The 23407-nt window shown below is 54.0% G+C and carries 19 protein-coding genes; 12 read left to right on the forward strand and 7 right to left on the reverse strand.

Going from position 1 to position 23407, the window contains the following annotated elements; all coding sequences use genetic code 11:
- The first annotated feature begins 48 nt into the window (after window positions 1-48).
- Together deoD and yjjJ are read left to right on the forward strand one after the other, a co-directional pair.
- A complete protein-coding gene (gene deoD, locus J1779_RS00415) occupies window positions 49-768 on the forward strand; it encodes a purine-nucleoside phosphorylase (protein ID WP_013577098.1) in 720 nt (239 codons plus the stop codon).
- Between the two features lie 173 nt (window positions 769-941).
- Entirely contained in the window at window positions 942-2288 is a 1347-nt protein-coding gene (gene yjjJ / locus J1779_RS00420) for a type II toxin-antitoxin system HipA family toxin YjjJ (RefSeq protein ID WP_217202560.1), read from the forward strand.
- A 1-nt stretch (window position 2289) separates the two neighbouring features.
- Here yjjJ and J1779_RS00425 read toward each other — a convergent pair whose 3' ends face one another.
- On the reverse strand, window positions 2290-3081 hold the full coding sequence (locus tag J1779_RS00425) for a YtjB family periplasmic protein (protein WP_056776675.1): 792 nt from the start codon (window positions 3079-3081) through the stop codon (window positions 2290-2292).
- A 143-nt stretch (window positions 3082-3224) separates the two neighbouring features.
- On the opposite strand from J1779_RS00425, the gene serB reads away from it, so the two are divergent.
- The 5 genes from serB to J1779_RS00450 all read left to right on the forward strand — a co-directional run bounded on the left by serB (window position 3225) and on the right by J1779_RS00450 (window position 9788).
- Window positions 3225-4190, forward strand: a complete 966-nt coding sequence (gene serB / locus J1779_RS00430) for a phosphoserine phosphatase (RefSeq protein ID WP_056776678.1) — start codon at window positions 3225-3227, stop codon at window positions 4188-4190.
- Between the two features lie 87 nt (window positions 4191-4277).
- On the forward strand, window positions 4278-5660 hold the full coding sequence (gene radA, locus J1779_RS00435) for a DNA repair protein RadA (protein WP_056776681.1): 1383 nt from the start codon (window positions 4278-4280) through the stop codon (window positions 5658-5660).
- A 72-nt stretch (window positions 5661-5732) separates the two neighbouring features.
- Window positions 5733-6992 (forward strand): multifunctional transcriptional regulator/nicotinamide-nucleotide adenylyltransferase/ribosylnicotinamide kinase NadR, encoded by a 1260-nt coding sequence (gene nadR / locus J1779_RS00440; RefSeq protein WP_217202561.1) that lies wholly within the window; start codon window positions 5733-5735, stop codon window positions 6990-6992.
- A 374-nt stretch (window positions 6993-7366) separates the two neighbouring features.
- The gene (locus J1779_RS00445) at window positions 7367-8914 is read left to right on the forward strand and encodes a DUF3300 domain-containing protein (RefSeq protein WP_217202562.1); all 1548 of its coding nucleotides are present in this window, start codon (window positions 7367-7369) and stop codon (window positions 8912-8914) included.
- Between the two features lie 16 nt (window positions 8915-8930).
- Window positions 8931-9788: a DUF2950 domain-containing protein gene (locus tag J1779_RS00450; protein WP_217202563.1), complete on the forward strand. Its 858-nt coding sequence runs from the start codon at window positions 8931-8933 to the stop codon at window positions 9786-9788.
- An 81-nt stretch (window positions 9789-9869) separates the two neighbouring features.
- On the opposite strand, the gene J1779_RS00455 is transcribed toward J1779_RS00450, so the two are convergent.
- Window positions 9870-10871, reverse strand: coding sequence for a zinc-binding alcohol dehydrogenase family protein (locus J1779_RS00455; RefSeq protein ID WP_122094242.1), 1002 nt, complete (start codon window positions 10869-10871; stop codon window positions 9870-9872).
- Window positions 10872-10979: 108 nt separating this feature from the next.
- Between J1779_RS00455 and J1779_RS00460 the strand changes: the two genes are divergently transcribed.
- A complete protein-coding gene (locus J1779_RS00460) occupies window positions 10980-11888 on the forward strand; it encodes a LysR family transcriptional regulator (RefSeq protein ID WP_217202564.1) in 909 nt (302 codons plus the stop codon).
- Between the two features lie 63 nt (window positions 11889-11951).
- On the opposite strand, the gene ettA is transcribed toward J1779_RS00460, so the two are convergent.
- The 3 genes from ettA to J1779_RS00475 all read right to left on the reverse strand — a co-directional run bounded on the left by ettA (window position 11952) and on the right by J1779_RS00475 (window position 17579).
- The gene (ettA, locus tag J1779_RS00465) at window positions 11952-13619 is read right to left on the reverse strand and encodes an energy-dependent translational throttle protein EttA (RefSeq protein WP_072158104.1); all 1668 of its coding nucleotides are present in this window, start codon (window positions 13617-13619) and stop codon (window positions 11952-11954) included.
- A gap of 218 nt (window positions 13620-13837) precedes the next feature.
- Window positions 13838-14518, reverse strand: coding sequence for a transcriptional regulator RcsA (gene rcsA, locus J1779_RS00470; RefSeq protein ID WP_056776706.1), 681 nt, complete (start codon window positions 14516-14518; stop codon window positions 13838-13840).
- A 322-nt stretch (window positions 14519-14840) separates the two neighbouring features.
- On the reverse strand, window positions 14841-17579 hold the full coding sequence (locus J1779_RS00475; RefSeq protein WP_217202565.1) for a cation-transporting P-type ATPase: 2739 nt from the start codon (window positions 17577-17579) through the stop codon (window positions 14841-14843).
- Between the two features lie 636 nt (window positions 17580-18215).
- On the opposite strand from J1779_RS00475, the gene sltY reads away from it, so the two are divergent.
- Together sltY and trpR are read left to right on the forward strand one after the other, a co-directional pair.
- The gene (gene sltY, locus J1779_RS00480) at window positions 18216-20144 is read left to right on the forward strand and encodes a murein transglycosylase (protein WP_056776714.1); all 1929 of its coding nucleotides are present in this window, start codon (window positions 18216-18218) and stop codon (window positions 20142-20144) included.
- A 55-nt stretch (window positions 20145-20199) separates the two neighbouring features.
- The gene (gene trpR, locus J1779_RS00485; RefSeq protein ID WP_056776717.1) at window positions 20200-20550 is read left to right on the forward strand and encodes a trp operon repressor; all 351 of its coding nucleotides are present in this window, start codon (window positions 20200-20202) and stop codon (window positions 20548-20550) included.
- Between the two features lie 22 nt (window positions 20551-20572).
- Here trpR and yjjX read toward each other — a convergent pair whose 3' ends face one another.
- Window positions 20573-21106, reverse strand: a complete 534-nt coding sequence (gene yjjX, locus J1779_RS00490; protein WP_056776720.1) for an inosine/xanthosine triphosphatase — start codon at window positions 21104-21106, stop codon at window positions 20573-20575.
- Between the two features lie 51 nt (window positions 21107-21157).
- Here yjjX and gpmB point away from each other — a divergent pair, with 51 nt between their 5' ends.
- Entirely contained in the window at window positions 21158-21805 is a 648-nt protein-coding gene (gene gpmB, locus J1779_RS00495; protein ID WP_056776725.1) for a 2,3-diphosphoglycerate-dependent phosphoglycerate mutase GpmB, read from the forward strand.
- An 11-nt stretch (window positions 21806-21816) separates the two neighbouring features.
- On the opposite strand, the gene robA is transcribed toward gpmB, so the two are convergent.
- A complete protein-coding gene (gene robA, locus J1779_RS00500; RefSeq protein ID WP_056776728.1) occupies window positions 21817-22680 on the reverse strand; it encodes an MDR efflux pump AcrAB transcriptional activator RobA in 864 nt (287 codons plus the stop codon).
- A gap of 208 nt (window positions 22681-22888) precedes the next feature.
- Between robA and creA the strand changes: the two genes are divergently transcribed.
- A complete protein-coding gene (creA, locus tag J1779_RS00505) occupies window positions 22889-23371 on the forward strand; it encodes a protein CreA (protein WP_056776733.1) in 483 nt (160 codons plus the stop codon).
- Window positions 23372-23407 lie beyond the last annotated feature (36 nt).

The raw sequence follows: 23407 nt of genomic DNA on the forward strand, positions 1-23407 counted from the left end.
CCGCGTTTTTATGATGAATATGACACCTCGCTGAAAAGGAATAAGAAGATGGCAACTCCACACATTAATGCTGAAATGGGCGACTTCGCTGACGTAGTGCTGATGCCTGGGGATCCGCTGCGCGCCAAGCACATCGCGGAAACTTTCCTTCAGGACGTTAAGCAGGTGAACGACGTGCGTGGCATGTTGGGTTTCACCGGCACTTACAAAGGCCGCAAAATCTCCGTGATGGGCCACGGCATGGGCATTCCTTCCTGCTCTATTTATGCCAAAGAGCTGATCACGGAATTCGGCGTGAAGAAAATCATTCGCGTGGGTTCTTGTGGCGCAGTGCGTGCCGACATCAAACTGCGCGACATCGTTATCGGCATGGGTGCCTGTACCGATTCCAAAGTGAACCGCATGCGTTTTAAAGACCATGACTACGCGGCTATCGCCGATTACGACATGGTGCGCAACGCCGCTGATGCTGCGAAAGCCAAAGGCATCAACGCACGCGTCGGTAACATCTTCTCCGCAGACCTGTTCTACACGCCAGACCCGCAAATGTTCGACGTGATGGAAAAATACGGCATTCTGGGTGTGGAAATGGAAGCCGCCGGTATCTACGGCGTGGCAGCAGAATTCGGTGCAAAAGCGCTGACCATCTGTACCGTTTCCGACCATATCCGTACGCACGAACAGACCACTGCCGCCGAACGTCAGACGACCTTCAACGACATGATCGAAATCGCGCTGGAATCCGTTCTGCTGGGCGATAAAGAATAAATACTGCCCCCTCTGCAGAACCAAAAACGGGCACCGAAAGGTGCCCGTTTTGCTATGCGCTTTAGGGTGATTTTTTGCATCTCTGACTTTATATCATCAGGATATATCGATTTATTTTCATTTTATATCTATGCTATTAGCTATGCATTTTTCTATTCATCACTGAGCTGCTCATGTCTGAACTTGTGGATTTACTGCGTCAGGGCAGTCTGACGGCGAAAGAGATCACCGAACGCCTGCACATCAATCAGTCAACGCTTTCCAGACGGCTGACTAAAACACCTGAAATTGTCAAAATCGGGCAAAGCCGCTCGACCCGCTACATTCTGCCGCGTCCGCTGGATAACCAGTGGCGCTTCCCGTTGTACCAGATTAATGAGGCCGGGAATGCCGTGAATGCCGGCACCTTGTATTCAATCTGGCCGGGTGAAAGTTACGCGGTGGAGACGGTCAACGGTCAGTCGCTCACTTTTGACGGCCTGCCGTGGTTTGTTACCGATATGCGGCCCCAGGGTTTTTTAGGCCGGGCGTGGGGGCGTGATATTAACGCCGCACTGCATTTTCCTGATGACATTAAAAAGTGGACCGAATCCCAGACGCTGGTGGCGCTGGCAAGAGCGGGCGATGACACGGTCGGGAACTTTGTCATCGGAGAAACCGCGTATCAGAGATGGTTTCATAAGCAGGACGATATTCCCGTTTCTTGTGAAGACAAAATTCAGGTCTATGAAAATCTGGCGCAGAGAAGTCTGGCCGGAGAGGAGGTCGGCTCATCTGCGGGTGGCGAGCAGCCTAAATTCAGCTGCTACGCAGAACATACCGATCGGGAAGCCTCCCGGGTTTTAGTAAAATTCTCCCCTGCACCAGCCAATGAAAATGCCCGCCGCTGGGGGGATTTGCTGCGTGCGGAAGCCCACGCATTACAGGTACTGCAAAACGTGGGGATCCCGGCTGCGACGGCCGAAATCTTTACCGGAAGACACGGCGAGGTCTTCCTTGAGGTTGAACGGTTTGACCGGAAAGGTGTGCGCGGGCGCTGCGGGATGGTATCGCTTGAAGCCGTTTCGGCAGTATTTGGCGGCGGCAACAGCAACTGGTTTGCGACCGCACAGCAGTTACGCAGGAACAAGATTATTACCGCCCCGACGCTGGAGAAAATTGAGCAAATTTATGCCTTCGGCAAGCTGATTGCCAACAGCGATATGCATCAGGGAAATCTGTCATTTATCGATCCTGCCATTGATCCTTTAAAACAATCTCTTACGATATCGCCGGTGTATGACATGTTACCGATGGCTTATGCGCCGACAAATGCCGGTGCGATGCGTCGTGAAGCCGCGCCATTAACGCTCGACCCTCTGGTGTCGAAAGCGAAGTGGTTGAATGCGCAGGCATGGGCACAGGAATTCTGGCGGAAAGTGCAAAACGATGCCGCCATCAGTCTTGAGTTTCGTCAACTGGCCAGCGAAATGCTGGCGCAGGTGGAAGGATTAACAGGGCCTGTTCAGCGGCTGGCCTGAATCACTTCGGTTTGCTGCGTTTCAGACTGCGGTAAGCGGCCTGTGCGGCTTCTTTGGTTTGCGCTTCGGTCGCGGGTCTGGCCGGGGCCACCTCGGCGTCGGGTTCGGTGAGGTTCAGCGTCGGCGGCGGGCCGAACTCTTCGGGGGTTTCTTCTTCCGGTTCATCATCTTCTTTCACCGGTTTACTGGCCGTCAGCAGGAACGGAGACTGTTGCCAGCGCGAACGGCGGCCCTGCAACAGCGTGCGGGCGAGAATGATGCCGACACCCAGCGCGGCCAGCATCATCAGACGCAGCAGATTGGTGGTGTTATCCACCTGTTTGGACTCCGTCGCCAGTACGTGCGTATCCAGCGTGATGCGTAAAAAGCCGCTCGGCCCGTTCTTATCTTCTATCGGCACCACAATCTGATGATTGAAGTAGCTGCCCGCGCGTTTGCCATCCAGTGACAAGCGGTCGCGAACCGGCACCTGTTCACCGGCATGCGCCACCAGAGTGCCGTCGGATTCGTAAACGCTGGCGTCGAGAATGCGACTTTCATCGGTAAGCTGACTCAAAATAGTGGAAATCTGCGCGATATCCGCGCCATCATTGTCGCTGTCCATCAGCGGCGCGAGAGAAAATGCCACCTGTTTGGCCAGCGTTTGCGCCAGTTGCTCGACCTGCGTGGATCGGGCGAGCTGATGCCCGAGGCTGAAATAGGACGCGCCTTGCATAAGAATGACTAACAACGCCAGGCTAATCAATACGATAGCAGCGCGGTGCAGGCGAAATTTGAGTTTGGCCTTTGCCATTCCGTTTCCTTGCGTTTTTCGATGAGTTTAATGTTGCCAGAAGCGCTGGCGATAAGGTAGCTTGATGCGTCGTTTTATCGGCGGCATCTCTGCCTTTTCTACCGTTTTAGTCACTTATTTTTTAATAATCTACCGGAGTAATCATGCCAAACAGTCTGACCTATTGCGATCTTCCTGCGGAGATCCACCAATGGCCGGGACTTCCCCTTTCATTGAGCGGTGATGAAGTGATGCCGCTGGATTACCGGGCGGGACATACCGGGTGGCTCCTCTACGGTAGAAAACTCGATAAAATCAGCATTACGCAGTTCCAGCGTCAGTTAGGCCGCGCGTTAGTGATTGTCAGCGCGTGGGCGGTGGAAGGTTATCAGGTGGTGCGCCTGGCCGGTTCACTTACCGCTGACGTGCAGAAACTGGCGGAATCCTTCGAATTTGATGTGACTCAGCTGGGCAAAGTGCCTTACCTGCGCGTGCCGGGGCTGCTGGTCATGGACATGGATTCTACCGCGATAGAGATTGAATGCATCGACGAAATTGCCAAACTGGCGGGCGTCGGTGAGCAGGTGTCTGAAGTGACTGAACGCGCCATGCGCGGCGAGCTGGATTTCTCGGCCAGCCTGCGTCAGCGCGTCGCCACGCTCAGGGATGCTGATGCCAGCATTCTGCAACAGGTGCGTGACACGTTGCCGCTGATGCCGGGCCTGACGGTCATGGTGCAGCGTTTGCAGGAAGCGGGCTGGCACGTAGCCATCGCGTCCGGCGGTTTTACCTATTACGCGGAATACCTGCGTGACCGCCTGAACCTGGTGGATGTGGCGGCGAACGAGCTGGAGATTCGTGACGGCAAGCTGACAGGCCGCGTGATTGGCCCGATTGTCGATGCGCAATATAAAGCCGACACTCTGCTGAAACTGGCCGAGAAACTGGAAATTCCTCACGAACAAACCATTGCCATTGGCGACGGCGCCAACGATCTGAAAATGATGGCCGTCGCGGGCATGGGTATTGCCTATCACGCTAAACCGAAAGTCTACGAACAGGCGGCAGTGTGCATCCGTCATGCGGATTTGCTTGGCGTGCTGTGTATTCTCAGCGGCAGTCAATCCTGATTTCAGGATGCATGCGATCACTCACCCGAATCTTACTCAGGTAAGCGTAACGGAAGAGTATTCATTATTTAATTGAAGAGGTTAGTTGTGGCAAAAGCAGCAAAACGTGCATTTGTGTGTAATGAATGTGGCGCAGATTATCCGCGCTGGCAAGGGCAGTGTAGTGCCTGTCAGGCCTGGAACAGCATTACTGAAATCCGTTTGGCGGCTTCTCCGACCGTGGCGCGCAATGAGCGCCTGACCGGCTACGCAGGCGATGCGGGCGTCAGCCGCGTGCAGAAACTTTCCGACATCAGCCTCGACGAACTTCCGCGTTTCAGCACCGGTTTTAAAGAGTTTGACCGCGTGCTGGGCGGCGGTGTGGTGCCGGGCAGTGCGATTCTGATTGGCGGCAACCCCGGCGCCGGTAAAAGTACGCTGTTGCTGCAAATTTTGTGTCACCTCAGCGAAAACATGAAAACCCTGTACGTTACCGGTGAGGAATCCCTGCAACAGGTGGCGATGCGCGCGCACCGCCTGGGTTTACCGACGGCGAATATGAACATGCTGTCGGAAACCAGCATCGAGCAAATTTGTGAAATTGCGGATGTCGAAAAGCCGAAGCTGATGGTGATCGACTCCATTCAGGTGATGCACATGGCGGATATCCAGTCGTCGCCCGGCACCGTGGCGCAGGTGCGTGAAACGGCGGCGTATCTGACCCGCTTTGCTAAAACGCGCGGGGTGGCGATCGTGATGGTGGGGCACGTAACCAAAGACGGCTCACTGGCTGGCCCGAAAGTGCTTGAGCACTGTATCGACTGTTCCGTGCTGCTCGACGGCGATGCGGATTCGCGTTTCCGAACCTTGCGCAGCCACAAAAACCGCTTCGGTGCGGTGAATGAGCTCGGTGTTTTTGCCATGACCGAACAGGGTTTGCGCGAAGTCAGTAACCCTTCGGCTATCTTCCTCAGCCGTGGCGATGAAATTACCTCCGGCAGCTCCGTTATGGTGCTGTGGGAAGGCACCCGGCCGCTGCTGGTGGAGGTGCAGGCGCTGGTCGATCATTCGATGATGGGCAATCCGCGTCGCGTGGCGGTAGGGCTGGAGCAGAACCGTCTGGCCATTTTGCTGGCCGTCCTGCACCGTCACGGCGGTTTGCAGATGGCCGATCAGGACGTTTTCGTGAACGTGGTCGGCGGGGTGAAAGTGACTGAAACCAGTGCCGATCTGGCGCTGCTGCTTTCGCTGGTGTCGAGCCTGCGCGATCGTCCTTTGCCGCATGATTTGGTGGTGTTTGGCGAAGTCGGCCTGGCGGGAGAAATTCGTCCGGTGCCGAGCGGCCAGGAACGCATTACCGAGGCGGCAAAGCACGGGTTCAAACGCGCTATTGTGCCGCACGCGAATGTGCCGAAAAAAGTGCCTGCCGGGATGCAGGTGTTTGGGGTCAAAAAACTGGCCGACGCGCTGGCGATCCTCGACGATTTGTAACGGTTTTTGAGTGTGAATCCTGTCCGGCTTTGTGCTATTTTTTGTTTAGTAAAAAAAACATAAGGACAGGGTATGTCTCAGTTCGATTATCTTAAAACCGCCATCAAGCAACAGGGACGCACCTTACAGCAGGTGGCCGAAGCGAGCGGAATGACCAAGGGTTATCTCAGCCAGCTATTGAATGCAAAGATAAAAAGCCCCAGCGCACAAAAGCTGGAGGCGCTGCACCGCTTCCTTGACCTTGAGTTTCCCCGTCGCGAAAAGAATATCGGCGTGGTGTTCGGCAAGTTTTATCCGCTGCACACCGGCCATATTTATCTGATCCAGCGAGCCTGTAGTCAGGTCGACGAACTGCACATCATCATGGGCTTTGATGAGCCGCGCGATCGCGAGCTGTTTGAGAACAGTTCGATGTCTCAGCAACCGACGGTCAGCGATCGGCTGCGCTGGTTGCTTCAGACCTTCAAATATCAAAAAAACATTCATATTCATGCCTTTAATGAAGAGGGGATGGAGCCGTATCCGCATGGCTGGGATGTCTGGGGGCGCGGTATCAAGGAGTTCATGAGCCAGAAAGGCATTGAACCCAATACCATTTATTCCAGCGAAGAAGGGGATGCGCCGCAGTACCGTGAGCACCTCGGTATTGAAACGGTGCTGATCGACCCGAAACGTTCATTTATGAATATCAGTGGCCGCCAGATCCGTCAGGATCCGTTCCGCTACTGGGATTATATTCCGACGGAAGTGAAGCCGTTCTTCGTGCGCACAGTGGCAGTGCTGGGCGGTGAATCCAGTGGAAAATCTACGCTGGTCAATAAGTTAGCCAATATCTTCAACACCACCAGCGCCTGGGAATATGGCCGCGACTATGTTTTCTCACATCTTGGCGGTGACGAGATGGCGCTGCAATATTCTGATTACGACAAAATCGCGCTCGGCCAGGCGCAGTACATCGATTTCGCGGTGAAATATGCCAACAAGGTCGCGTTTATTGATACCGATTTTCTGACCACGCAGGCGTTTTGTGTAAAGTACGAAGGCCGCGAACACCCGTTTGTGCAGGCGCTGATGGACGAATACAAATTCGATCTGGTGATCCTGCTGGAAAATAATACGCCGTGGGTCGCTGATGGCCTGCGCAGTCTGGGCAGCACGACAGACCGTATGTCATTTCAAAATCTGCTTATCGATATGCTGAAACAAAACAATTTGGATTACGTTCACGTTGAATCGTCAGATTATGATCAGCGTTTTCTGGAATGTATTGAACTGGTACAGAACATGCTGGCGGCGGATACCAGCCGGTTAAATCAGCCTGCCGGATCCTGAACCCTTCATCAGCCCTTGTCCTGAAAAATGAAAATGCCTGTTCTGCCGGACAGGCATTTTTTATGGCGCTTATTCCTATAAACATTCTCTTCATGAATGCTTTGGTTAATTTATATATTTTATAATTATCAATAAAGTCATTTAATTACAGCGGGTTATTTTTTTAATCATTCAATTTGTAACAGGGGTAAAGTAAATCCTGAGTGAATTCAACTGATTGAACGCAAATCATTTTTGCCCTCATTGAATACGCATTTTATGCGTAAGTCCCCTCCATGAATAAAAATACAGTGACGGCCGTTGAGTTTTATTTGTCCGATTATACTCATTCATTGTGCCTCTCATTCCGGCAGAGGCTTTTTAAGGTGATCCGAATGAATTTATCATTCAAGCCCTGGGGTATCGCAGTATTGTGCAGCGCAGGCGCGTTTGCGCTCGCCAGCGTAATGTTTATGCAAGGCTGGCTTCCGGTCAGCAGTCAGGCCGATACCACGGTTCCGGCGCCGTCTGCCCCTGTCGCACAACCCGCAACTGCTGCTGTTCCGGCCCCCGCTCCTGCGGCCTTTACTCAGGCCCAGCTTGACCAGTGGGTCGCCCCCGTGGCGCTTTATCCTGACAGCCTGCTTTCACAGGTTTTGATGGCCTCCACGTATCCCACTAACGTCATTCAGGCGGTGCAATGGTCACGCGACCATCCGCAAAGTCAGGGCGACGCCGCCGTCACTCAGGTGGCGAATGAACCGTGGGATCCGAGTGTGAAATCGCTGGTGGCGTTTCCGCAATTGCTGGCGCTGATGGGTGAAGATCCCGCGTGGGTGCAAAACCTCGGGGACGCATTTCTGGCGCAACCGGCAGACGTGATGGACACCGTGCAGAAATTTCGTCAGGTGGCGCAAAAGAGCGGGGCGCTGAAAAGCACGCCGCAGCAGAAAGTCACGGTAAAACCCGCCGCATCAGCCAGCGGCACTACCGTGGTGAAAAGCGCACCGGCGCAGCAAACCATCATTATCGAATCTGCTGATCCGCAGGTGGTTTACGTGCCGAGCTACAACCCGAATGTGGTGTATGGCGCATGGCCGACACCGGCTTATCCGCCGGTCTATCTGCCGCCACCGCCGGGGCAGCAGTTCGTGAACGGTGTGGTTTCCGGGGTCGGATTCGGAGTGGGTGTGGCCGCGACCTATGCTATTTTCGGCAGCATCGACTGGGATGACGATCATCACGATGACCACCATGATGATCACCACGACGACGGCCACCATGGCGGATCGCCGAATAATTACGTCAACGTTAACGTTAATAATTACAACCGCATATCCGGCAATAACAACAATGTGGTGAATCATCCGGGTTCACCAGCCACAGCGGGCTGGCAGCACAATGCCGCTTTCAACAATGGTGTGCCACCTCGCACGGCAAACCTGAGCGGGGCCACGCAGAACCGTGCGCTGAATAATGCCGCACAACGTAATAATTACCGTGGTTTTGACGGCAATGCGGTGGGGCGTAACAACGGCGGTGTGCAAAATCAGCCGCTGGATCAACGTCGCCAGCAGGCGGCTTCGGTAATGAACAGCCGTCCGGGATTTACGTCCGGGCAAACGCACGCATCACCCCGTTCGGTCCCGCCTGCAAGACAAGGTGTCGCCTCCGACAGCCATCACATTTCCGGCCGCCAGTTGCCGCAGCATAACTCGCCCTCTCATCCGGCGTTTTCCGGGCAACAGGCGCTGTCTCAGCGCAGCGGGAATCTGCGTCAGGGGGGCGACATGACGCGCAGTTCAGCCTTCAGCGGGAATTCCAGCCGCGGGCCGTCGTGGCAGCAGCAACAGGCGCGCGGTGACAGAAGCCGTCACCAGATGCGTGACTCCCTGCCTGAGCGATCTGCCGGTGCGGAAGCCCATCATTTTCAGCGGCGCTAACTTTTGAGGAAAGGTAATGAAAATATGTAGCCGTCTTCTGATTTCTGCCGGTGCGCTGATGCTCCCTCTTTGCGTATTCGCTCAGCAATCTTTTCCGCAGCCGGAGCAGGCTGCAGAGGCACTGGTGGATGCCGTGAGCAGGCACGATGATGCCGCTCTGAAGCAACTTCTGGGTGATGACTGGCAGCGCTATCTGCCGCAAAAAGATGTCGATCCTGAAGAAGTCGCCCGATTCCTGCGCGACTGGAAAGTCAGCCATACGATGGTGAAACAGGGCGATGTGGCCCATCTGAACGTCGGCACGGAAAGCTGGCAGTTGCCGATACCGATAAAGCAAACGGCTCAGGGCTGGTCCTTCGATATGGTGGCCGGTGCGGCTGAAATTGCAACGCGGACCATCGGGCGCAACGAGCTTTCCACCCTTCAGGCCGTCGCGGCTTATGCCGATGCGCAGCACGCGTTCCAGCAGAGCGCCGGGCAGTATGCCCAACGGTTTATCAGCACGGACGGGCAGCACGATGGTTTGTACTGGCCGGTAAAAGAGGGCGAAGCACCCAGCCCGCTCGGCCCTGCCTTTGGCGGCGAACAGCCGGGGTCTGACTACCATGGTTATTATTTCCGTATTCTTACCGCGCAGGGTGCCAGCGCCAGCGGCGGGGCTTATAGTTATATCGACAATGGCAAGATGACGAAAGGTTTCGCGCTGATCGCCTGGCCGGTGAGTTACGGGCATACCGGTATCACCAGTTTTATAATTAATCAGCAGGGCGAAGTTTATCAGCAGGATTTAGGGGCAGACACTGATGCCGCGGCGCGGGTGATAGTCGCGTTTGATCCGGATGCCCGATGGCAGAAGGTCGACGACGGAGAATAGCCGCCAGCGTTTCGGGAATATGCGCCCAAAAAAGAAAGCCGTCACAGAGGTGACGGCTTTGGGTATTTCAGAAGGGCCGGTTTAAAACGCGACGACCACTTTCCCCTGCATGTGTCCATCCAGGACTTTCGCATGCGCCGCTTCGATACTCTCAACGCTCAGCCCGTGAAGCGTATCGCTCAATGTGGTCTGCACTTTCCCTTCATCAACCAGTGCGGCGACCTGCTTCAGGATTTCGCCCTGTTGCGCGATATCCGGTGTGTTGAACATGCTGCGGGTGTACATCAGTTCCCAGTGCAGGGCGGCGCTTTTCAGCTTCAGCGTGTTCATGTCCAGAGGGTGTTCATTTTCGACGATGGTACAGATGTGGCCCATCGGCGCGATCAGATCGGAAATCGCCGCCCAGTGTCCGTCGGTATCGTTCAGGCAAAGAATGAAATCCACCTGTTTGATACCGTGTTTCGCCAGTTCACTTTTCAGATCTTTGTAATTCACGGTCAGATCCGCACCGCGATCCAGACACCATTTGGCCGACTCGGCACGCGAGGCGGTGGCAATGACTTTCACTTTGCTGCGCAGCGACGCGAACGGGATCGCCAGCGATCCGACACCGCCAGCACCACCGATGATCAGCAGCGTTTTGTCTTCGGAGGCATTCTGAATGTTCAGATGTTCGAACAGCGCTTCCCACGCGGTCAGCGCGGTCAGAGGCATGGCGGCGGCTTCGGCCCAGTTCAGGCTTTTCGGTTTGACGGAAACAATACGTGAGTCGATCAGCTGTTCAGTCGCGTTGCTGCCGGAGCGGGTGATGTCCCCGGCGTACCAGACTTCATCACCGACGTTGATGTTTTTCACCGCGCTGCCGACGGCTTTCACAATGCCGCTGGCATCCCAGCCCAGCACTTTTGGCGCGTCCAGGCCGCTTTTTTGCACGCCCTTATGCACTTTGGTATCGACCGGATTGATCGACACGGCTTTCACTTCCACCAGCAGGTCGTGATCTTTTGCGACGGGTTGGGGTAATTCGACGGCGATAAAACGGGCCGGATCCTGCGGGTTCACTGCGATTGCTTTTACGGACATCAGAATTTCTCCATTTATTGCTTCGGGTATACAGACAGTCTAGCCCTGATGCGGCAAGCTGATAAGATGGACAATAACTAACAACGTGTTCGTCTCAGGTGAACAATCATGTTTAAACAATTGCAGGACATGGCGCTGTTCGCGCTGGTGGCGGAATGCGGCAGTTTCACTCAGGCAGCCAAACGTGCCGGTTTACCGAAATCCAGCGTCAGCCAGCGCATCAGCCAGCTGGAGAAATCCGTTGGCCTGCGGTTGCTTAACCGCACCACGCGCCAGCTGAATCTGACCTTCGCCGGGGAACGCTATCTGATCCACTGTCAGGAAATGATGCAGGCCAGCGAAAGGGCGGAACTGGCGATCCGCCGTTTGCGTGATAACCCGAGCGGGCGATTGCGCATCACCAGCCCGGCAGGTCTTGGCGCGACGTTGCTGGCGCGCATGAACGTCGAATTCCAGAAACGTTATCCGGATGTGTCGCTGGAAGTGTCGGTATCCGATGCCATGGTCGATCTGGTGCAGGAAGGGTTCGACATTGCGCTGCGCACCGGCAAACCGCAGGATTCCTCACTGATTGGCCGTGAACTGGGACATTGTCCGCGCTATCTGCTGGCGTCTCCGGCGTACCTTGCCCGGCATCCGGTGCTGGAGTCACCGCAGCAGTTGGCGGCGCATCATTGCATCGCACACCGCGCCTGGTCGGAATGGGTGCTGCATCGCGGCGATACCTATCACCGCTGGTTACTGCCCTCCGCACATACCACTGACAATTTGCTGTATGCGCGGGAGTGTGCGCTGGCTGGCGCAGGCATCACCCTGTTGCCGGCGTTTTTATGTCACAGCGAAGTGGCGGAAGGCACGCTGGTGCGCGTGCTGCCGGCGTGGGAAGCCGAAGGAAATGATTTGTATCTGGTCTATCCGGGGCGAAAACTGAATTCACCGGCGCTGGCCTGTTTTATTGAGTTCATGCTGGAAGAATACGGTTTTGCAAAGAGTTACAGTGAGGCGCTGGCAGGATAGGGGCAGTGGATTGATGGCATAAAAAAGGCCCGTTTCCGGGCCTCAGAGACATCAGTTAAAAGATTACTTGATGATTTTCTTGTATTTGATGCGCTTCGGCTCTAACGCTTCAGCACCCAACGTACGTTTTTTATATTCTTCGTATTCGGTGAAGTTACCTTCGAAGAATTCGACTTTACCTTCATCCTGATAATCGAGGATGTGGGTCGCGATACGGTCAAGGAACCAGCGGTCATGGGAAATGACCATGGCGCAGCCCGGGAACTCCAGCAAGGCGTTTTCCAGTGCGCGCAGGGTTTCAATGTCGAGATCGTTGGTCGGTTCATCGAGCAGCAACATGTTACCGCCAACCTGCAGCAGTTTCGCCAGATGCAGACGACCACGCTCACCGCCGGACAGTTCGCCGACGCGTTTGCCCTGATCAACACCTTTGAAGTTGAAGCGGCCGACGTAGGCACGGCTTGGCATTTCGGTAGTGCCGATACGCATGATGTCCTGACCGCCGGAGACTTCTTCCCACACGGTTTTGCTGTTGTCCATGGAATCACGGAACTGATCCACGGAGGCCAGTTTCACGGTATCGCCCAGCTCAATCGTGCCGCCGTTTGGTTGTTCCTGACCCGACATCATGCGGAACAGCGTGGATTTACCCGCACCGTTCGGACCGATGATCCCGACGATCGCGCCTTTCGGCACGGTGAAGGACAAATCGTCGATCAGAACGCGATCGCCGTACGATTTGCTCAGGTTTTTTACTTCAACGACTTTATCGCCCAGGCGCGGACCCGGTGGAATAAACAGTTCGTTGGTTTCGTTACGTTTCTGGTATTCGGTGCTGTTCAGCTCTTCAAAGCGTGCCAGACGGGCCTTGCCCTTAGACTGACGGCCTTTCGCGCCCTGACGTACCCATTCCAGCTCTTTCTCGATAGATTTACGACGAGCGGCTTCAGAAGAGGCTTCCTGCGCCAGACGTTCATCTTTCTGTTCCAGCCAGCTGGAGTAGTTACCTTCCCACGGAATACCTTCACCGCGGTCAAGCTCCAGGATCCATCCGGCAACGTTATCGAGGAAGTAACGGTCATGCGTGATCGCCACAACGGTGCCTTCGAAGTCGTGCAGGAAGCGTTCCAGCCAGGCCACGGATTCTGCATCCAGGTGGTTGGTCGGTTCGTCGAGCAGCAGCATGTCTGGTTTTTCCAGAAGCAGGCGGCACAATGCCACACGGCGGCGTTCACCCCCGGACAGGGTGGCGACTTTCGCATCCCAGTCGGCCAGACGCAGCGCATCGGCGGCGCGTTCCAGCTGGCTGTTCAGGTTGTGGCCGTCATGCGCCTGAATGATCTCTTCCAGACGACCTTGTTCGGCAGCCAGTTTATCGAAATCAGCCTCCGGATCGGCGTACAGCGTGTACACCTCATCAAGGCGTTTTAACGCGCCAACGACTTCAGAAACGGCTTCTTCCACGGACTCACGCACGGTGTGTTCCATGTTCAGCTGCGGTTCCTGCGGCAGATAGCCGATTTTCAGGTCGGGTTGCGGGCGTGCTTCACCTTCGATGTCGGTATCGATACCGGCCATGATGCGCAGCAGCGTGGATTTACCTGAACCGTTCAGACCCAGAACACCGATTTTGGCGCCAGGGAAGAAACTCAGGGAGATGTTCTTAAGAATATGACGCTTCGGCGGAACAACTTTGCCGAGGCGATGCATGGAATATACGTATTGAGCCACGTTGTTTTGAGCCTCTTTCTCTGCGGGCCGTGCGTGTGTGCCGGATCAGAACAGGTTGATCCAACGGGCGCTGCGGCGAATTAAGCCAGCCCCGCCTGACTGCGGCATGACTGATAAGGGTTCCGACCGGCAAGTTTAGCGTGTTTCAGTCGTGTTCCCAACCATCAGCTTCACAGTAAGACGAGAATGTTGCTGGCGCAGTGTCAGGCAGTCAGTATTTAACCGGCAGTCAGGGCGATTTCTCCGGATTCACTGGCGGGGCGCAGAGGGTGAGGGCGGCCAACAAACATACCGGAAGTCAGAATGTCTGTGAGTTTAACCACATGATAAATCGCCTGTTTGTTGTGTGTTTTGACCTTGCGCTTAATATTGCCTTTGTGCGATGCGACGGTTTTTTGTTTGATATTCAGATGCTGTGAAATGTTCAGCGTATCCAGCCCTGACATCCACATTTTCAGAATGCTGAACTCGGTGCGGCTCAGGCTGACCGGAGTGAGATCTAACGGAACCCCGATTTCTATCGCACGTGAGATTTGCAGGTTATGGGCGATAAGCTGATAGATAGTGGTCGTGCGGATCGATTTCGACACAATGATGACGTTGTGGCGGATCGGGACATAGTTCTGGTAATTCAGGTTATCTTTGGAAATAAACACAAAAAACAGTGTGCCGGGATGGGCGTTGATCACGGCTTTTAACGCCAGGCCCGCCTGCACATCCGACATAAAGCAGTCTTCATTTACAAAGATGATTTCAGGTGTCAGAGACTTGCAGGCAGTTTGCAGCTCAGTAATGTCCTTTAGCGAAAGAATGTCTTTCTGATGTTGTCCGTTGAGTTGCAAAAGTGACTGCAATGCCAGCTGTGTGTAAAAGCACTTATCTACAATGAGCGATGACATCGTGAGTTACCTATTTTTGGCTCTATGTGGTTCTGCTTGCGCAGAAAGAGCTCGTTTTTATGAAACTGCTGAGGATCTATCGGGTAGTGTCCTGAAAATCGCCGGTGAGCGGGGAAGCTGAAATGGCTGTGCGCCGGGAATACCCTTGGGCAGAGTAATAAGTCGGGGGCGGGTTGATGTAAATCAGTTGTACGGGCTTTGGGATGTTTTGTGTGAAATTTGAGACGAAATGAGCGCCGGTGAGGCTGAATTATTTGAATATGTTACTTTTATGACAAAAAAAACCGGGCTACAGAATATAGCCCGGCAGGTTGCATTAAGGTCAGACTTTTTTGCGGATGTAGCGGTTAACCAGCCATTTTTCGATTTCGACGATAACGAAGATCATCGCACCGACCACCAGCGTAATTCCCCAGAATTTCAGTGGCATTGGCACGGTGCCGAACAGGTTGTTCATCACCGGCAGGTAAATCAGCGCCAGCTGCAACACCAGTAATACGCCGGAGACAATCCACAGACCTTTGTTGACGAACACTTCGCGGGTCAGCGGGAAACGGTCCATGACGCGGCAGTTAAACATGTACACCCACTGCGCGGTGACCAGCGTCTGCAACAGCACGGTGCGGATAAGATCGCTGCTGTAGCCACGCGGCTGCATCCAGGCTTCGAGGATAAAGGCGCTGCAGGCGATCAGAATCCCCACGAAAGCGATTCGCCAAACAGAGTACAGGTCGAGAACGTGCTGACCCGGTGCGCGCGGTGCGCGACGCATCATGCCTTTCTCCGCTGGCTCGAAGGCCAGACCGAAAGAGAGTGTGGTCGAGGTGGCCATGTTCATCCATAAGATCTGCACCGGAGTGAGCGGAATGACCGCGCCGGCCAGAATCGCCAGGATGATCAGCAGCCCCTGCGCGAGGTTAGTCGGTAAAATAAACAGAATCGTTTTCTTGAGGTTGTCGTATACCCGACGTCCTTCTTTCACCGCACTGGCAATCGTCGCAAAGTTGTCATCGGTAAGCACCATGTCAGCCGCTTCTTTGGTGACTTCTGTCCCTTTGATGCCCATCGCGATGCCGACGTCGGCTTGTTTCAGCGCGGGCGCATCGTTCACGCCATCGCCGGTCATGCCCACCACTTCACCGGTATCCTGTAACGCTTTTACCAGACGCAGCTTATGCTCAGGGCTGGTTCGGGCGAAAATATCGTACTGACTGGCGGCAATCGCCAGCTCGGTGTCATCCATGTGCTCCAGCTGGTAGCCGGTGATGGAGTCGCCGCTGTTACCGATGCCTAGCATTTTACCGATAGCCATCGCCGTTTCCTGGTGGTCACCGGTGATCATTTTCACGCGGATCCCGGCCTGCTGGCACTGCGCAATGGCGTCAATCGCTTCGGGACGCGGTGGATCCATCATCCCGGCAATACCGGCGAAGATCAGACCGTCCTGCAAATCATCATGATCCAAATCGCCGTTGATCTCTGGCTCATCTTTAAACGCCGCTGCGACCATGCGCAGACCCTGACGGGCATAGCGCGCCATTTCTTCTTCCCAGTATGCGCGGCGGAAAGGGGTGATGCCGTTTTCAGTCAGCTCAAATTTAGCCAGCGAGAACAGAACATCCGGTGCGCCGGTCAGGAACAACTGCGTTTTGCCGTCAATGCGTTGCAGGGTAGACATGTATTTGTGTTTGGAATCGAACGGAATTTTATCCAGCGGCTCGACCTTGCCGGTGTTCAGATTCGATTTGGCTGCCAGCACTTTCAGGGCGCCGGACGTGGGTCCGCCGGTGACGCCCCAGTGGCCTTTATCGTCCTGCATCAGCTGGCTGTCGTTACACAGATCCACGGCGGTGATGAAGGTATTGAGCACTGGCGTGTTGATCACATCGACCTGTTTGTGCGTTTGCGCGTCAACGATGCGGCCTTTCGGCTGGTAGCTTTCGCCTTCGACGTTATAGACGCGGTCTGCCAGGATCACGGCCTTGACGGTCATTTCATTCATGGTGAGCGTGCCGGTTTTATCCGAGCAGATCACGGTCATGGAACCCAGGGTTTCGACAGTCGGCAGCTTACGGATAATGGCGTGATTACGTGCCATCGACTGAACGCCCAGGGAGAGAATAATCGAGATAATGGCCGGTAAACCTTCCGGCACCGAGGCGACAGCCAGGCTAATCAGCGACAACAGCAGCTCGCCGAGTGGCATATCACGCAGGATGAAAGCGAAGACGAACAGGAACGCCATCATCAGTAAAATCAGGGCGAAAATGCCTTTGCCCAGTTTGTCGATTTGCTGCAACAGCGGCGTACGCTGCGGCTTAATCGCCGACATCATCTGATTGATGTGGCCGAGTTCAGTGTCTTTACCGGTGGCATAAACCACACCAGACGCGGTACCGCCGCTGATCATCGTGCCGGAGAACAGCAGATTGTGGCGATCGCCAATCATCACTTCGCCATCGATCACATGGGCGTTTTTGGTCACAACGGTGGATTCACCGGTGAGGATCGCTTCTTCGACCTGCAGGTTATGGGCGCTGATAATGCGCAGGTCAGCCGGAATTTTGTCGCCGGGACGCAGTTGCACGATATCACCGGGCACAAGCTGGTCGGCATTGATGGTTTGCACCTGTCCGTCGCGCAGCACGACGGCCTGGCTTGAGAGCATATTCTGAATACTTTTCAGTGACTTCTCTGCGCTGTTTTCCTGCAAAAAGCCAATCATCGCGTTGACTACTGCCACGCCGAGGATCACAAAGGTATCGACCCAGTGGCCCATTGCGCCGGTCACCACCGCAGCTGCCAGCAGGATATAAATCAGAACATCATTGAAGTGCGCCAGAAAACGCATCAGCGCGCTTTTGGTTTGTTTTTCAGGTAATGCATTTGGCCCGTATTCTTTCAGACGTTCGGTCGCATCCGGCTGGCTCAGACCATTTTCGCCGGTACCCAGACGTAACATGGCTTCTTTACCGCTCAGCTGATACCAGGTTTTGTTATCTGGCGGTGCTGAAGAAGAAGGGCTGGCATTCGTTTTTACTGCACTAGATGAATGGTTCATAATGTTTTCCGTAAGCGAGTAAAGGAGTGTCGCTGATTAATTAATTCACCGATGTAATGGCGGAGAATATTAAGACCGCTTTTACAATATGAGTGAGATGATAATTTAATCGTATTGAAGGTTTTTGATCTGAGTTAAGAAATACTTTGTTACGTTCGCTTTTAATAGTTTTTTTCATTAAAAACAAGGAAATATAAATTTTAAGATTATCCGTATTAATGCATTTTCATTTAGTAATCGTTTAGGAATCAAATATCAATGTAAATTAGCGTAAATATATATCAGCTTTGTTATGGGCTTATTATTTATGTGATAGTAAGGAAGCTATCTATTATGGTGAATAATCCTAAGAATATTGTTATTCACTCAATAATAATGCGGGTATTACCTCGCATAAAGTAAAGGCGTGAAGTAAAAACGTCCGGCCACGTCTGGTAACCGCGCACTGCTTGCACCACACTGTGTAAAGTTTGTGATGTCGCGGCGGCATTACTTCAATTTTAAAAATGAATCGATTAGCGTAGTCGAGGTCTGAATAACGCATAACGGTTCCGGCAAGAATTTCAGAGCGTCTGCAGGGCAATTCCTGTGCAGTCTGCGCAGCAAGAAACACAACCCGCGAGGATAAAGGTAAGTATGGTCAAGGTGGACAGATGGCACTCGCTGGCAATGAGCATGTTGCTGGTGACGGTTTCGGGCGTGGCGAAAGCAGATTCCCTCGACGCACAGCGTCAGCATTACATGCAGATTAAACAGGCATGGGACAGCAACCAGATGGATGTCGTCAGTCAACTGATGCCAACGCTGGAAGATTATCCGCTTTATCCCTACCTCGAATACCGTCAGCTGACGCAGGATCTTGGCGAGGCGACGCCTGCCCAGATCAACGCTTTTGTGAAAGCGAACCCGACATTACCGCCTGCGCGCTCGTTGCCTTCTCGTTTCGTCAACGAGCTGGCGCGCCGTCAGGACTGGAACAGTCTGCTTTCTTTCAGCCCGCAGCCACCAAAGCCCGTCGCTGCCCGCTGTAACTACTATTATGCAAAATGGGCGACCGGCGATCAGAAAACGGCTTTCGACGGCGCCAAAGACATCTGGCTGACCGGCACTTCATTGCCGAATACCTGCGATAAACTGTTCAACGTGTGGCAGGGCGCCGGGAATCAAACCGCGCTGACCACATTGCAGCGTATCGGTCTGGCGATGAAAGCCGGGAATACCAACCTGGTTAACTTCCTGGCGAAACAGTTGCCACCGGATTATCAGACCATGCGCGATGCGCTGCTGGCGCTGCAAAACAATCCCAACACCATTGAAAGCTTTGCACGCAGCGTAGGGCCGACCGATTTCACCCGTAACGCGACCAGCATTACGTTCGCCCGCATTGCGCGCGATGATTCAGAAAATGCGCGCTCGATGATCCCGGTGCTGGCACGGTTGCAGAAGATGAGCGACAGCGATCGTCTTGAACTGGAAGAGGCTGTCGCCTGGCGCTACATGGGCAGCGATGTCACCTCTGAACAGGCGGCATGGCGCGATAACGTGATTCTGCGCAGCCATTCCACCACGCTGGTGGAACGTCGCATCCGTATGGCGCTGGCCGCCGGTGACCGTCAGGGTTTAAGCCAGTGGCTGGAACGTTTGCCGCAGGACGCGCTGCAAGAAGACGAATGGCAGTACTGGCGTGCTTCAGTGATGATCGACAAAGGGCAGAAAACGCAGGGCGAGGCGATGCTGCGCACCTTGATGAAAGGGCGTGGTTTCTATCCGATGGCCGCGGCTCAGAAGCTGAATGTCGCGTATCCGATGCAGATTTCCGTTGCCGCCAGACCGGATGCCAGCATTGGCAAATTGCCGGAAGTGGCGCGCGTTCGCGAGCTGATGTACTGGCAGATGGATAATCTGGCGCGCACCGAGTGGAGCTATCTGGTGAGCAGCCGCAGTGAATCTCAGCAGTCGGCGCTGGCACGTTATGCTTTCGAACAAAAATGGCCGGATCTGAGCGTGCAGGCGACCATCACCGGCAAGCTGTGGGATTATCTGGAAGAACGTTTCCCGCTTGCCTGGCCGGATGAATTCCGCCGTGCGACCAATGATAAAGGCATCACGCAAAGTTATGCGATGGCGATTGCCCGTCAGGAAAGTGCGTGGAATCCTAAAGCCCGTTCGCCGGTTGGCGCGGCGGGTCTGATGCAGGTCATGCCTGCCACCGCGCAGCACACGGTGGATATGTTCAGTTTGCAGGGTTACAGCAATCCGGCGCAGTTGCTGGATCCGCAGATGAATATCACTATCGGTACCAGCTATCTGGAATACGTCTATCAGATGTTTGGCCGCAACCGTATTCTTGCCAGCGCCGCTTACAACGCCGGGCCTTCGCGTGTGAATACCTGGCTTGGCAACAGTGCGGGCAGGGTCGATTCTGTCGCCTTTGTCGAAAGCATCCCGTTCTCTGAAACACGCCGATATGTTAAAAATGTGTTGGCATATGATGCGTTTTATCGCTATTTTTTACATCAACCCGCCAAAATATTGACGGATGCCGAATGGCAGAGGCGTTACTGATCGCCGGTTGTCTATGTTAAACTGCTGTACTAGTTCAATAGTATGGCAGCCAAACATGACTCAACGACCGCTCAATGACCCTGCTCTTTCCCAACAAGGCAATGAGGACTGGCAGTGCTTTCTGGCACTGCTACAGCAATCTTTTGCTGAAAATCTGCATCAGGATCTCTTGCAACTGCTGCTGACGCCCGACGAACGTGCGGCGCTCGGCACGCGGGTGCGGATTATTCAGGAGCTGATGCGCGGGGAGATGAGCCAGCGGGAGCTGAAGAGTCAGTTAGGTGCGGGGATCGCCACGATTACGCGCGGTTCCAACGGCCTGAAGAACGCGCCGGCACCGCTGAAGGCATGGCTGGGAGAGCAACTGTTGACGGAGGGATCTTCGGCAGACAAAACGGACGACTGATGCGTCCGTTTTGATCGTAAATTTAATGTGTCAGCGATCTTATCTGATAAACCGCATTATGGAAGGGTGCTAAGGCCAGTACCAGCGCCTGATGGTAAACACTGGTGCGGGTCAGTTTCCCTGCTGTAAACACGCCAATGGCACCGCCTTTGCGTTTCACTTCTGCGATACCCGTCAGTTTTTCCATCTCATCCCCCAGTTCACTGCCCTGGTTGATTCCCTGTAAAATGATTTCAGGTAACATCAGGCTGGCTGAGCGGGATTCACCGCGCTGGTGCATGTTCTCAATCACCATCCAGGCGAACGTCATATTGTCTTCGATACCGGCTTCCACGCCGACCCAGAAGTCAGCTTCCGGGCGAACCTGACGTGCGCCGATCACGCGATGACGCGCTCCGGTACGGGTTTCATTGCTGCCGATGGGCTGATTGGGCACACCACTGTCGACGTCAACACCTTCGATGCGGAATGCCTCAGCGCCGAAAATATCTTCAAAAGCCATGGCGATAGCTTTGATCTTTGCCGGGTTAGTGGTTGCAGCGACAACATGGTACATAGAGTTTTAGCATCCTTTAGCAAATTTCACGCAGTATAACGGAAAACACTCATGTTACAGGTATATCTCGTCCGTCATGGCGAAACAGAATGGAACGCAGCGCGCCGTATTCAGGGGCAGTCAGACAGCCCGCTGACGGAAAAAGGTCTTTTTCAGGCCCGTCAGGTGGCGGAGCGTGTGCGCAACGAAGGCATCACTCACGTTATCACCAGTGATTTGGGGCGTACCCGTCACACCGCACAGATTATCGCTGATGCCTGTGGCTGTGAAGTGATCAACGAACCGCGCCTGCGGGAGTTACACATGGGCGTACTCGAAGAGCGTATTCTCGATGGTCTGACGGAACAGGAAGAAATCTGGCGTAAGCAGATGGTGGACGGTTCGCCGGAAGGGCGTATTCCACAAGGTGAAACCATGACCGAACTGGCAACCCGGATGCGCGCCGCGCTCGACAGCTGTCTGGATCTGCCTGCGGGCAGCAAGCCTCTGCTGGTCAGCCATGGCATTGCGCTGGGCAGTCTGATCAGTACGATCCTGGGGTTGCCTGCTTATGCTGAGCGTCGTCTGCGGTTGCGTAACTGCTCGCTGTCGCGAGTCGATCATCAGGAAAGCGCCTGGCTGGCGAGTGGCTGGATAGTGGAAACAGCGGGCGATATCTCACATCTGGATCAGCCCGCTTTGGACGAATTACAACGCTAACGCCAGAGGCGTTAGCGGCGGATTGGGATCAGGTAATCACATTCTATTTCGGTCGGCGTCGTACCCGGCGCCCGGCCGTTGGTGTAGAAGCGTTCGATGTCCTGTCCCTTTCTGCGCGTCAGTTTCAGGGTCGGCAGACAGGTGCTGTACAAGGTCAGAATGAATTCCTGCAAATGCTCAGGCGTGCCACTGTAGTGGAACATGGCATATTCCCCTTCTTGTAACACAATCGGCTGACCTTCAACGTTTTCCGGCAAATGATTCGGTTCCAGCGCCGTGGTGTACATGACTTCCTGCTCATCATCCTTTTCCTGACTTGGACGCGAATGGTGCAGGCCGTAGAGGACTGGCGGCAGGGTTTTCGCTTCACCAATGTACTGGCGCCAGAAGTGACGGCGCATCTCGTTACGGTACGTGGTAATTTGCTCCAGCGTACAGGCGTAACTCTGCGTCATCCCAATCAGGTGTTGTTCCGGCAGTGAGATATACTCAGGCTGCGGCAGAATGAAAGCACCGAGACGGATCGGCGGACAAATGCCGAACGAATGCCAGTCTTCAGCACGGCGATACAGCGCAGGCGTCTGGGCAAACTGTTTTTTAAAGGCCCGGGTAAACGTTTGTTGAGAGTCAAAACGGTATTGCAGGGCGATATCTAAAATCGGGCGGCTGGTGAGACGAAGTGCGACGGCCGCTTTAGAGAGACGACGTGCGCGTATGTATGCGCCAATAGCGTTATTGGTGACATCTTTAAACATGCGCTGCAGGTGCCACTTGGAATAGCCAGCCTTGGCTGCGACATTGTCGAGTGACAAAGGCTGGTCTAAATGGGTTTCTAACCAGCTAAGAAGGTCACGAATGATTCCTGCTTGATCCATAGATCGTCCTCGTTGAGCTAAGATAAATGCACAGAATGATGGTCGGCATAATAGCAACTTTTTCGAGATAAGACTTCTTAAGAATTTTTTGGCTATCTGTGCTATTTGCGGGTGTTACAGAGTATTTCACTCTGAAAGTGTGAATAAACGCTTTCTGAATGGGGTTTCTATAGAAAACAACGTCATGCTTATGACGTGGAGTAACTTAATGAAAAAGTGTTGGATTTTTGTTTTTGGGATGTTTGTTTTTTGTTCTGGTGCTGCGCATGCAGAGCAGGTGGGGTCGGTAGATACGGTCTTTAAACTGTTCGGTCCGGATCACAAGATCGTGGTCGAGGCCTTTGATGATCCTGATATTAAAAATGTAACCTGTTATATCAGCCGTGCAAAAACCGGCGGTATTAAGGGCGGGCTGGGTCTGGCGGAAGATACTTCTGATGCTGCGATTTCCTGTCAGCAGGTCGGGCCGATTGAACTGAGTGACAAAATTAAACAAGCGAAAGATAAGGGGGAAGTTGTTTTTCAGAAACGGACATCACTGGTGTTTAAAAAGCTTCAGGTGGTTCGGTTCTACGATGAGAAACGCAACGCCCTTATTTATCTGAGCTATTCCGATAAAGTCGTTGATGGTTCGCCGAAAAATGCGCTGAGCGCCGTGCCGATCATTCCCTGGGGGCATCCGGCACCGTAAATTAGGGTGTCATCCTGCTATAGAAAAGGCCAGCTT

The organism is Rahnella rivi (genome assembly GCF_019049655.1).
GTDB lineage: Bacteria > Pseudomonadota > Gammaproteobacteria > Enterobacterales > Enterobacteriaceae > Rahnella > Rahnella rivi.